The sequence below is a fragment of the Chryseobacterium soldanellicola genome (assembly GCF_900100115.1).
Lineage (GTDB): Bacteria > Bacteroidota > Bacteroidia > Flavobacteriales > Weeksellaceae > Chryseobacterium > Chryseobacterium soldanellicola.
Genome location: NZ_FNKL01000004.1, coordinates 576220 through 589272, shown reverse-complemented (window position 1 = coordinate 589272; position 13053 = coordinate 576220). Strand labels below are relative to the sequence as shown.

9 protein-coding genes are annotated in these 13053 nt (G+C 34.0%); 2 read left to right on the top strand and 7 right to left on the bottom strand.

Features of this window, described 5'->3' with window-relative positions; all coding sequences use genetic code 11:
* Positions 1–483 precede the first annotated feature (483 nt).
* Positions 484–993 (top strand): DUF4920 domain-containing protein, encoded by a 510-nt coding sequence (locus BLT04_RS16770; protein ID WP_089756945.1) that lies wholly within the window; start codon positions 484–486, stop codon positions 991–993.
* 51 nt (positions 994–1044) lie between these two features.
* On the opposite strand, the gene BLT04_RS16765 is transcribed toward BLT04_RS16770, so the two are convergent.
* Complete coding sequence (locus BLT04_RS16765) at positions 1045–2154, bottom strand: M14 family zinc carboxypeptidase (RefSeq protein ID WP_089757315.1); 1110 nt, start codon at positions 2152–2154, stop codon at positions 1045–1047.
* A gap of 841 nt (positions 2155–2995) precedes the next feature.
* Here BLT04_RS16765 and BLT04_RS16760 point away from each other — a divergent pair.
* On the top strand, positions 2996–3538 hold the full coding sequence (locus BLT04_RS16760; protein WP_089756944.1) for a helix-turn-helix transcriptional regulator: 543 nt from the start codon (positions 2996–2998) through the stop codon (positions 3536–3538).
* A gap of 375 nt (positions 3539–3913) precedes the next feature.
* On the opposite strand, the gene BLT04_RS16755 is transcribed toward BLT04_RS16760, so the two are convergent.
* The 6 genes from BLT04_RS16755 to BLT04_RS16730 form a co-directional block, all read right to left on the bottom strand.
* Complete coding sequence (locus tag BLT04_RS16755) at positions 3914–5083, bottom strand: proline dehydrogenase family protein (protein WP_089756943.1); 1170 nt, start codon at positions 5081–5083, stop codon at positions 3914–3916.
* Between the two features lie 66 nt (positions 5084–5149).
* Entirely contained in the window at positions 5150–6082 is a 933-nt protein-coding gene (locus BLT04_RS16750; RefSeq protein ID WP_089756942.1) for a UbiA family prenyltransferase, read from the bottom strand.
* An 11-nt stretch (positions 6083–6093) separates the two neighbouring features.
* Positions 6094–7026: a mevalonate kinase family protein gene (locus BLT04_RS16745; protein WP_089756941.1), complete on the bottom strand. Its 933-nt coding sequence runs from the start codon at positions 7024–7026 to the stop codon at positions 6094–6096.
* A 149-nt stretch (positions 7027–7175) separates the two neighbouring features.
* Positions 7176–9341, bottom strand: a complete 2166-nt coding sequence (locus BLT04_RS16740) for a M12 family metallo-peptidase (protein ID WP_089756940.1) — start codon at positions 9339–9341, stop codon at positions 7176–7178.
* A gap of 230 nt (positions 9342–9571) precedes the next feature.
* On the bottom strand, positions 9572–11056 hold the full coding sequence (locus BLT04_RS16735) for an MFS transporter (RefSeq protein ID WP_089756939.1): 1485 nt from the start codon (positions 11054–11056) through the stop codon (positions 9572–9574).
* An 800-nt stretch (positions 11057–11856) separates the two neighbouring features.
* A complete protein-coding gene (locus tag BLT04_RS16730) occupies positions 11857–13035 on the bottom strand; it encodes an acetyl-CoA C-acyltransferase (protein WP_089756938.1) in 1179 nt (392 codons plus the stop codon).
* Positions 13036–13053: the final 18 nt, after the last annotated feature.

Here is a 13053-nt window from a genome sequence, read left to right as displayed (position 1 = left end):
AATATAAATAAATATGCGGCTGGTTTTTTGATTTTGTTTGAAATTAAGATCAATTGAAGGAGAAAAAGTTTACTGAATCTTTTAAACGCAATGATCGCAAGGTTTTGTTATAATAAATGATTTTTATTTTTTGATCGCAAGGGCACTTCGTTCAGCAAATGATAGCAATAAATTCTAACTTAGGAAAACGTTTTTTTTTTAATTTTTTTTAATTTAATTTTCAATCATGAGTATTATGTAAGAAAATAATAAATGAATAAATAATATATTTAATAGCTATCATTTGCTGAACGAAGTGCCCTTGCGATCGATTTTTTTTCAAGATTAATATAAAAATCTTTGCGATCATCGCGTTTAAAATAATTTATTGAACCGATTTATTTAAAATGATTTTAAACATAAGAAATCATTATCTCTTTTTTATCAAGTTTTTAACAATTTCTGATTCAAATTTTATTAGTAATTTTGAAAAAAATATTAAAAATGAAATTCAAAGCAATACTATTTGCAGTAGCTGTAAGCGTTTCAACGCTTGCTTTTGCCCAGGAAACAAAAAAATCCGGTCCGCCGACTGGAAATGCATTGGTGGGTGATACCTACGGAAGCGCTGTCGCTGCAGGAACAGAATCTAAAGCAATTTCTGTTGAAAAATTAAGCAAAAAGCTTAAAAAAGAGAATAAAAAAGTAGAAAACGTTGCTATCAAAGGAAAAGTAACTGATGTTTGTGATAAAAAAGGATGTTGGTTGACAATCCAGACTGAAGATAATTCTCAGTTTTTTGTGAAAATGAAAGATTATGCATTCTTCGTTCCTACCGCTTTGAAAGGCAAAACCGTAGTGATGGACGGAAGTGCTGAAAGAAAAGTAACTTCTGTTGACGAACAAAAACACTACGCAGAAGATGCTAAAAAACCTCAATCTGAAATCGATGCGATCACAACGCCGAAAGAAGAGATCAGATTTGTAGCCAACGGAATTAAGGTTGTAGACTAAACTTTGCGTTAAAATAATAAAAACAAAAGCGGAACAAATTGTTCCGCTTTTTTAGTCTTCTATTTTAAAATCTACTACAGCATCCAGTTTCGGATATTTAGTGGCCGAAATGAACTTTTTTCCTGTACAGTCGATTTCCAGCCAGCCTTTTCTTCGCCTTACATCTCCCACTTCCATTACGAATGGCACGAATGATATTTCGTCTTTTCCTTCCTCTTTTATTTCTCTGTATTGCACGGCAACGTCTAAAATACACTCATGATCTGTATTTAATTTTACATTTCTGTAAACAATATCATAATGTGTTTCCTGATTTTCGGGAATTTCAAGATAGGTTTCCCAGCCTGCAGTATCAGAATTTAATTCACTTATAGCCTTTAATGCGTAATACAACGCAATTGTATAATATTTTCTCGTTCCTTTTCTTGTGTAATCATCTATAAAATGCCCTCCTTCAAAAAGAATCGTAGGCATTCCGGCTTTGATAAAATTATCCCCTGTAGATGTCGGGTAAAACTCATCAGAATATCTACCGATCTGATTGGGGATCAATTCTTTTAGATGATTATAAACTTCTGCAATGACCGCCATGCATTTTTTTCTATTTTCTGTAAGAGTTCGTTCATAATTTTCAGAAGGCGCCAAAAAAGAAAGTGTAGCGGGATGAACACCGTCTGTGGTGAAAATAGTTCTTTGTTCGTGCAGATTCAGAGCATAATCATATTTTGTGGAAGCAACGGCTTTTTTAAGAAATTTAATCTCTTTACTCGATTCATTATGGAAATCTCTGTTTAAATCGATTTCTACGGCATTTAATCTTGTCCATTTTTCGGAGCCATCTGGATTTAACATAAAAATAAAATCAAGCTTGATCTTATTGAACAATTCCTCCTTTAATTCCGGTGCTTTATCTAAAGTAACTAACAGATCAAGCATTGCGTGGGTTGCGTTTGACTCGTTGCCGTGCATTTGTGACCAAGCCAGAACGTTAATCGTTCCTGTTCCGATGGATAATTTATAAATAGGTTTTTCTAAATACGAGGTTCCGATCTCCTGAATATAATCGCTGTGATTCGATTGTAGATAAGAAAATAATTTTTCAGGGGAAATATAGCGGTTTGGGAAATCAGGATTCTGTAGATAAATCTTTTCAAAATTCATTGTGGAATAATTTACAAGAGTCAAATTTAACCATTTTTTCAGAGAAAATAAAATTAACATTTGTAACTTAATTAAACATCACGAATTGCCATTTTGTCTGTGGATAAAATTGTGGATTGCGAATAATTTATTAATCTATTTTTAATTCTCTTAAATTCAATAAGTTATATTATTTATATAAATTATAATTTGAAGCTTACTTTAAGTGCTAAAAAGCCTGTTTATCAACAAATGAGCGTAACTAACTTAAACGTGGAAAACTACTGGAAAATCTGTTAATTACTTAATTACACAAATGTAAATTGTTAATTATTTAGAAACTCCTATTAAAAATTGTTTGCGAAATTAAGCTGAAATAAAAGCCATAACTAGACAGAAATTATCTAAATAAGTAAATAGTATTATTTGTTATTAATCGTTAAAATGAGCTTATATTCAATGTTTACACTGGAAAAATTACTTATCCCTCTTATCAATGTCACCTTATTTATATATAAAATCAAGTATTTAGCTTGTCTCCTACTCTATATGTTAAAATTTAAACTTGTTAATTATATAGAATGGCTCTAATACGATATTTAACGAATGTATTAATGTTAAAATGTTCAATAATTCGTTTACTTAATCTATTACTTTAAGTAAAAACCTTAAAAACACATATTGGGGAAAATTTGTTAAATAAATTTACCACTTAAATTTTATCAACATTATAAATAGTTGTTTATCAGTCAATTAATACTGTTTACAAATGTATTATTGATAAGTTTGAAATTGTTTACTTTTGTATTTTGCATTTGTAAACTTTATTTTTACATTTGTAAAGTGATAAAAGCTTACCATTATGAGTTTAAACGACAGAATTTCCAAAGTTATAGAGTACTCAAAACTTACTCCGTCAGAATTTGCAGATGAAATTGACGTACAGCGTTCTTCGATCTCGCATATTACTTCCGGAAGAAATAAGCCTTCTTTAGAATTTATTATAAAAATAAAATCCCACTTCCCTGAAATTCTTTGGGACTGGTTGGTAAATGGTGAAGGCGAAATGCTAAAGTCTGAGCTCCCCGAAAATCCGAAGATTAAAGAAGAAAAAGAAATTGACGATGAGAAAATAAAACCAACTTCTCTTCCCGATTTATTTACAATGATGAATGACGATGATGATTTCGGGGCTGAAGAAATGCAAATTGAAACCCCAAAACAAGCCTCCCGAGAATCATTTACATCCAATCAAAGTACAGCACAAGAAAAAATAATCGATTCTCAGCGATTAGAAAAATCAAATGAAAAAATTTTCAATCAAGTAATTGAAAATCAACAAAGTAAGATTAAACGTATTGTTTTGTTCTACGAAAACGGAAAATTTGAAAGTTTTGAGCCATAATAAAACCTGACCAAAGAAAATGATCAGGTAAAAAAATATTTGAAGAAGAAAACTAAAGCTACTGCTTTATAATTTTCAAGCTATTTTAATTAAAATGATAAACACATTTTAAGCTTTTTTCATGGTACGCAACTAAATTACAAAAATAATATTAAATCCACAATAAAAAATTTATTTTAACATTATATAATTAATAGATTAAATAATTTTAATAAATATTATCAATAATTATCATTTATAGATGTAAAATAGTAGAATTAACTTATTATTTATCAAAACTTTACGGTACGAGTTTAGCATTAGGTAAATTTTAATCAAAAACAATAAAAAAGTCCCACAAAATGTGAGACTTATATTTTAAAGTTAAAAATATTCTTATTTTCCTTTTCTTCTATCCAATTCTTTCTTAATAAGACCAAGCTCTCTTCCTGTTTGTCCGGCAACAGAAGTGTTTTCCTGAGCTCTTCTTGTAAGATACGGAACGACATCTTTTACAGGCCCATACGGAAGGTATTTTGCTACATTATATCCCTTATCTGACAAATAAAAAGTAATATTGTCACTCATTCCGTAAAGCTGTCCGAAATATACATGCGGATTGCCATTTTCAAGAGCTTCAGCCTTCATTTTATCCATTACCAATTCAGAAGAAATTTCATTGTGAGTACCAAAGAAAGCCGAAACTTTATCTAAATGATTCATGACAAAATCAATTCCTGCATTGTAGTTTTTATCGGAAGATTCTTTATTGGGCTGGATCGGATCTGGATATCCTTTTTCTGCTGCTCTTGCTCTTTCTTTTTCCATATAAGCACCACGAACGATCTTATAACCAATGAAATAGCCTTTTCCTCTCGCTCTCTGAAGATGTGCCTCCATATATTCCAATCTGCCGGTTCTGTACATTTGGATGGTATTCCAAACGATTGGTTTTTGCTGATTATATTTCTCCATCATTTCCTCACAAAGCTGATCTGCAGCATCCTGCATCCAGGTTTCTTCGGCATCTACCATTACTTTTTTATCATTTTCATGGCAAAGCTTACACACTTCATCAAATCTTTTTACAACTCTTTCCCATTCTTCTTTTTGGCTTGAAGTCAGCTCTGCATTCTTTCCAACTGCTTCATAAAGATCAATTCTACCGAAAGCTGTTGGTTTAAAAACAATAAAAGGGATTGCAGGATTTCCCACTGAAAATCTTACAATATCCTTAATTTCTTTGCAAACCGCATCAAAAGTTTCCTCATCTTCCTTACCTTCAATCGAATAATCGAAGATGCTTCCAACACCTCTTTTGAAGAGTTGCTTTACAACATTCATGCTTTCTTCGCGTGTTTCACCACCGCAAAATTGCTCAAATAATGTTTTTTTTACAATTCCTGTAACAAACGGAAAATTATTATGAATCGTGAAATTAAGGACAGAAGTTCCAAGACTTGTAAGAGCGGGTTGTTCGATCATTTTGAACATCCAGTACGCTTTTCTTAACTGTGCATCAGACTTATCAGCAAATGCTACTTTAGTATCGTTAAAAATGGGCATTCCTTTTATATAAATTTAGAGTTTGGCAAAGGTAAGAATAACCAAAGGTTTTTTAAAGGATTTTCTCTACAATTTATTCTCGATACCATTAAGAAGCATGGCGATAATTCCCACGAAAACCCAAAACCGTAAGATATTCAAAGTTAAAAACTTACTTTTCCTGGTTGAATTTAATAAAAGGTAAATACAAAAAATCATCACAAATAATCCGCCGGTAAAATAGTATGCCATAAACCCGGAAATCCCCGTTCTGATAATCAGTTTCATCGAAACAGCCATTGTAATAATCAATAAAGAAATGATAATGCTTTTAGTTGTATTACTTTTAAAATAATTGGGAATCGTGATATAACCAAAAGCTTTGTCAACGCTTTTCGTTAACGTATCTTTCACAATATCAATACATAATAAAATTAAAAATAAGAAAATAGCCATCAAAAGGACTTTTCTTGAAAAAGTCTCATAATATACCATCATTCCGAAGAAAGGATAGAGTGTCAGGCTTACAAAAGTGAGATTATTTACGATTAAAATCCGGCTTAATTTATGGCTGTAAAACCACATAAAAAACTGATAAACAACAAAAAATAAAAATACATTATGTGAAATCAGCCAAGCGACAGTTAAAGAAATGATGCATAAAAATAAATAAACATAAAGGAAATATTTTTGCTTAATAAAGCTCTGAATCCTTGTTCTGAAAGGTTTTACAATATGATCTTTCTCAAAATCATAAAACTGGTTGATGATACCGCCAGCCAAAATCGTTAAAACCGTACAGAAAATAATCCCATGAACTTTAAAATCAAAAACAAATTTTCTGAATGTTTCATCCTGATTAAAAAGGAAAAATGTAGAAACATACAAAGCAAAAGTGAGCAAAATGGCAACAAAAAAGCGAGCTCCCAAAAGAAAGCCCACAAATTGTGAAACTCTATAAAATAGAGATTTTGATTTAATATTTTTCTGTTGGAAATTTTCTTTTTCAGAATAATTCATCCCCAACTCTTTTAGAATCTGTAAATTACCTCTTTTTGAAAGCCATCAAGCATTTTTTCAGCTTTCTCGTAATCTTTGGTAAATCCAAGGATATAGCCTCCGCCACCGCTTCCGCAAAGTTTAAGATAATAGGCATTTGTGTCTAAACCTTTTTTCCAGATATTAAAAATGCTTTCAGGGATCATCGGGCGAAAATGTTCGTAAGCCCAGTGTGAAAGTTTTTTGAGGTTTCTGAAGAATGGATTCATGTCTTTTTTAAGAAAAGAATCAATACAGGCATTGTTGTAACGGATAAATTCTTCTTTTAATGTTTTACGGAAACCTTCGGTCTTCATTTTTTCAAAGAAAATCTGTATCATTGGGCCTGTTTCGCCCGTTATTCCTGAATCAATCAGGAAAATAGCCCCTTTTCCTTGTTCTTCTTTGGGAATTGAAACTTTATCTAAATTCTCTTTATTTTCGATAAGAATCGGCAGATTCATGTAACAGATCAAGGGATCCATTCCTGAACTTTTACCGTGGAAATAGCTTTCCATCTCACCAAAAACAGCTTTAAGGGATTTTAAAATATCTTTTGAAATATTCTCCGGATCGTGCTTTTTGATTGAATACTTTTCGAAAATAGCAGCCACCAAAGCACCCGAACTTCCCACTCCATATCCCTGTGGAATATTTGAATCAAAGAAAAGCCCGTGTGAAATATCGTTTTTGAATCTTTCTACGTCTAATTTAAAATCATCGGAAAGATCTAATTCTGCCAGATAATCAGAATATTTTTGCAAATGTTTGTTTGATTTCTTCTCAAATTCTGAGTCTGAGCCTGAATCCGAAAACTTCAAAGTCCCCTTGTAGAAACTGTAAGGAACCACAAGACCTTGGGAATCTTCAATCATTCCGTATTCTCCAAACAAAATTATTTTTGCGTAAAATAGAGGGTTCGTCATTTTAGACAATAAATCTTTTTGCAAAGTTAAAAATTATTCTACTCATTATAAGCAAAATCTGAGCCGAATTATAACTTATTTTAACATTTACTAAAGATAGCAAAAAAGCCTGAAATTATCAGGCTTTTGAGTAATTATCATTTAAAATATTATTGTTTTATCAGTTTTTTACTAACAGTTTGTTTATCTGTTTCAATAGAAACGACATAATTTCCTGTCTGCATTGATGAAATATTGACTTCTTGCTTATTTCCTTTTAATGAAGATCCGGAAACTAATCTTCCCGTTTCATCATAAATTTTGTATGATTTTAAGTTCTCTTTCGATGAAATTACGATCATATTTCTAGCCGGATTCGGATAAATATTAATTGAACTATTTTTAACATTAACAGCATCAACAGCTAAAACTGCACATGAAAAATTGGCTTTCCAACCGCTTTCGTTTACCCCTTCATCAGATAAAAATCTTACTGTAATTGCACCCGAAGGATCTGTAGAAGTAAAAGAACCTGGAAGAGTATTTCCCGTTAAGTTATTCCCATTTGCAAACAAAGGCGAAGTGGTAGAAGGACCGTTATAAACGTTCATAAAATCGTAATCCTGTTCTAAAGCAAACTGAGTAAAAGTCATCGTTAATGCTGAACCCGATGAAGGATAGAACGTTTTTACAATCATCTCATTATCACCATAGTTAGCAGCATCTCCACCTGTATCTGCAAATTGCGCATCGCTGCACCAGTCTGTATCTGTAAGAAATATTTGAGATCTTTGATAAGCGTTTGATCCTGAGCAGCTCGAGCCAACAAAAAGTTTATAATAAGTTGCCGGTAAAAGATTCGTAAAGCTTAAATTTTGTACCGAAGTATTTCCTGTTGTAATAATTGTACCATTTAATCTGGCCAATTTATATTTCCAGGATGTCGAAATGACATCAGTAATAACGGCATTCGCTGAGTTTTGAGTAACATTCGAGACGCTCATTCCTGTGATGGTCGCGGAACAGGCAGTTGTACAATTAGTTCCAAGACAAGCCTTAGAATCTACTGTATTTCTAATTAAAGCAGAAGGTTGAGGGCCAAAACCATTATTAAAACCAATTCCAACACCGCCGATCAAATGACAATAGCTCATGATCGTTCCTTTTTGTGCTGATGTAGGAATAGGGCCTGTACAGCCTTCGCTGTAGCCAGCCTGAGCTCCGCATCCGTCGATAGGAGTGCCATTTCCGTTCCATGCGCAGGCGTGCGTGTGGGGAGAGCCTAAACTGTGCCCCATTTCATGGGTCATTGCCTGAATCGTCCATGAATACACAGGAACGTTACTATAAGTTTGGGAAATACCTGAATAGGCATACCTTAGACTTGTACAAAGCGAATTAAGGTAAGCGACACTCGTTGTTGCCGGTGCATTAATAAGGTGGGCCAAATCACCGTTAAATGTAGGTCTATTTGCTCTGAAGCTTCCCAAATTTGCATTCGGTGTTCCCGAATAAGGGTCTTGGGTAGTCCAGATATTAATTTCGTTTAAAGCAACTTTTATATCATCATTGTTATAAAGTGTTGCAATATTATTATGAATTGCCGTCAGCCAATTGGTAACCGTTGTTGTATTCGAACCGTTATTTACATAAGGTGTATAACATACTTCATAATAGATTCTTACGCAGTTTTCTGTAAGAGTCTTTTTGTTTACGGTGCTGGGATCAAAAGCTATTTTTTGAGCCTGATTTTCTTTCAGCTCATCAATTCCGCAAACAAAAGGATTGGCTCCCGTTAATTTAGATTCTGAATAGCTAACAAAATCTTCAGAGTTTTTTACTTTTCCTACGATCACATTCCCTAATTCCGTTGTGGAAGCGACTCCTATAATATCATTATCAAAGAAGCTGAATGCCACTACAGAGGTATTATCTCCTTTCACAATTCCCTGATAATAAACTCCAGGCGTGTAAGGAACGATCTCGCCTGTATTTGTAGTTACCCTAAAGCTACTGGTAAATATTTGATTTTTATATAATTCAACAGTGATCTGCTTATCGTTATATGGAAAAGATACTTCAACATATTCGGGTTTGTCGTTAACCAGTTTCTTCAGCTCAGCTGAATTCACAGAAAGTACAGAAATATCTGTTGCCGCTCTTTTATATTCAGGGAATTTGCTTGAATTCTTGTTTACAGCGAACAAATCATATTTTTTAAAACTTTCATTTTTCGCGTGATACTCGGATATTTTTTGTGCAACTGGCCTCAAGGTTTGCGAAAAACCAAAAATAAAGCACTGTAAAATACCAAGGAGTAAAATTTTTTTAATCATTCTTTTATTATTTTTGCAAATAAACAAAAAAAATCAATCTTCAATAAAAAACACACAGATATTTAATCAAAAAAGCTGTTTTGTATTAATAGAAAGAGCTAAAAATTAACATATTGATATAAAATGATGAAAATTTTATCTATAATTTAAAAATATTTAGTTAATATTTATATGTAAAGACAAAAAAAAGACGCCAAATAAGCGTCTTAAGTTTATATATTTCTTTTTTTCTAATCTTTTTTAATCGGAACTTTAAGGAAACGAATAAGAATAGCTCCTACAGCAAAAAATGCAGACATCGCAATAAAAGCATACTGCATATTTCCGAATTTCTGGATTAGCACACTGAAAATTAACATTCCGCAGATGATAGCCAGTTTTTCAAGAACATCATAGAAACTGAAAAACGTAGTATTTTCCATTGAATTTTCTGGTAATAATTTGGAATAGGTAGATCTTGACATAGCCTGTAAACCACCCATTACCAAGCCTATAAGCCCTGCTAATGCATAAAACTGGTATTGAAGATTAGGATTTTCCTTATTTAATGAGAATGCAGAAAGACAGCAAATGATCCAGATAATAACAGCAATGGTAATTACGTTTTTGTTTCCGATCTTTTTTGAAATTTTTGAGAATAAAAATGCTCCTAAAATCGCAATAATCTGTATCACCAAAATAGTAATGATCAGCTTATATTTTTCATCCTGCTTCGGGAAGATCACATTACTGCCGAATGGTGTTGCCATGAGGAATATGGTCTGCATTCCGACGCTGTAAAAGAAGAAGCTGGATAGGAAAAATTTTAAGCTTTTATCCTTAAACAGCTTATTTCCTACTCTGAACAGTTCTCTGAAGCTTTCTTTCGCAATATCTTTATAAAAGCTGATATTATCTTTTAAAACCTCAAAAAAACCGCCCTGCTCAGCGTGTGCTTTGAATATATTTTTATAATTCAACAGTACCAGATCTTTAGGAAGCTTTTCTTTAACATCCCCAAACTGAGGTAAATGCTTGAATGTATATTGAGAAAAACCAAACCACCAGGCTCCCGTTAAGAGGAAACTGATTCTTATAAATATATTCTGCTGGTGAGGCCCTTTTGCTACAACCTGAATTAGAACCAGACAGATAATAAGTAAAACCACAGATCCTACATAACCGTAAATATAGCCCTTTGCCGACAATCCGTCCTGCTTTTCCGGGGTTGCAATATCGGGTAAAAACGAGTTGTAAAATACAAGGCTTCCCCAAAATCCGACACTCGCCAGTATGCTGAAAAGCACGCCCAGAAAGAAATTATGCATTCCCGTAAACATCGCCAATCCCATACATGATGTTGCTCCCAGGTAACAGAAAAACTGTAAAAAAGATTTTTTATTACCAATGGTATCGGCTAAAGACGATAAAAACGGAGATAACAGCACTACCAGGAAAAACGACAGCGCATAAGAAAAGCTGAGAACAGCATCCGGCTCATAGGTTTCACCGAATATTTTTATCATATTCCTTACAGGGATCTCCTGAAACTCACCTGCTGCCGGAACATATTCTTTCTTGTTGTACGCAGTGGTAAGAATAGTATAATAAATTGGAAATATTGCAGAAGTAATTACCAAAGAGTATACAGAATTTGCCCAGTCATACACCGCCCAGGCTCTCATAATCTTCGGATTATTTTTTATTATTTGAGGTTGATTCTCAATTTCAGCCATTTGAATATTATTTGTAGCACAAAAATATAAAAACCATTGAATATTCGGAGTTTTTTATTTTCTTTTATTGTTTCGGGAAGGTTAATTCTTTTGTTTTGGATGAATACATGTTAATTAATCGGTTTAGCTAGCGTAAGAAGCAATTAATTTTAACGCTAAGGCTGAGAATATTTTTCGTTCGCAAAGCGTGAGCTGCATTCGTAGACCCTCAGTTTATACTCAGCGAAGTTTAGAAACCGGGTGGTAACTGAGAATTGGAAAGTTACAAGGGATTGCTTCGTCACTCCATTCTTCGCAAGGACGAATACCTAGCCCCGATTGCAACGGCATCCTTTTTGGTTGCGGGCGGGGCATAAACTGAAAGTTTACGAACATGGTTCAGGAGCCCGCAACCAAAAAGATAAAGTGGAAAGCGGGAAATTGCTTCTTAAAAAAATAAAGAATTACAATTCGGCAAAGTCAAAAAGCTCCTTATAAAAAAAGACATTGCAATTCAATGAGGAAAAAAAGCTCCTAAAAACAGGTTTGCCCTCTCGGAATTTCCGAAAAAACAACTTTTTTTCATTTTCCATCGGCGGAACTTCCGACGGACTAATTTTATTCTGATTTTCTTTGTCGGAAATCCCGACGGTCTTAAGCGGTTTTGATTTGCGCCATCGGAATCTCCGGCACTGCAAACTTATATTGTGGGACAGCTGCTTCTTAATATATAAAAAACGGGGCTAATAAACCCCGTTTTAGTTAACAAATTCTTTATCGTGAATCTGTTTTTATTTATAAAATCCCTGAAATTCAGGATATCACATATTTTCAATAACAATCGCAGATGCGCCACCGCCACCATTACAGATCGCTGCAGCACCATATTTTCCGTTGTTTTGCTTTAAAACATTGATCAGCGTAACAATGATTCTTGAACCTGAGCTTCCAAGCGGATGGCCAAGAGCAACTGCTCCACCATTCACATTAACTTTTGAAGCGTCTAATCCCAAGATCTTGTTGTTGGCTAAACCTACCACAGAAAATGCTTCATTAAATTCAAAGAAATCAATATCTGTAAGCTCTAAACCAGCTTTTTTAAGCGCGATCGGCAATGCTTTTGAAGGGACAGTCGTGAAATCTTCAGGCGCCTGAGCAGCATCAGCGTAAGAAATAATTCTTGCTAACGGCTTCAGTCCCAATTCTTCCATTTTTTCTTTAGAAACAAGGATTAATGCAGAAGCTCCGTCATTTAAAGTAGAAGCGTTTGCAGCAGTTACCGTTCCTTCCTCTTTTTTGAAAACAGTAGGAAGCGTCGGGATTCTGTCGAAGTTTACGGCTTTATATTCTTCATCTTCAGCGAAAATGACCGGGTCTCCTTTTCTCTGAGGAATGGATACGGGAACTACTTCTTCAGCGAATTTTCCTTCGGACCATGCTTTTGCAGCTCTCGTATAAGATTCAATGGCAAATTTATCCTGATCTTCTCTTGAAATGCTATAATCTGTTGCACATTTTTCTGCGCAAACTCCCATATGTACTTTGTTGTAAACGTCTGTAAGACCGTCTAAAACCATTCCGTCCAACATTTTTACATCTCCTAATTTTGCAGCGTTTCTCGCGTTATAATAGTGAGGAACCGAAGACATATTTTCCATACCTCCGGCAACAATTACGTCTGCATCACCAGCTTTAATTGCCTGTGCAGCCATTGTCACAGCTTTCATTCCTGAAGCACAGACTTTGTTTACGGTAGTAGAAGGTGTTTCAATAGAAAGACCCGCTCCCAAAGCAACCTGGCGAGCCGGCGCCTGTCCTTCGCCAGCCTGTAGAACGTTCCCCATGTAGATTTCCTGAACGTTTTTAGGATCAAGACCAATTTTATCCAATGCTCCTTTTACAGCAGCAGATCCTAATTTTGTGGCAGGAACAGTTGATAAACTTCCCAAAAAACTTCCCATCGGAGTTCTTACGGCGGAAACGATGAATACTTCTTTCATTTTTATAATTCTATTTTT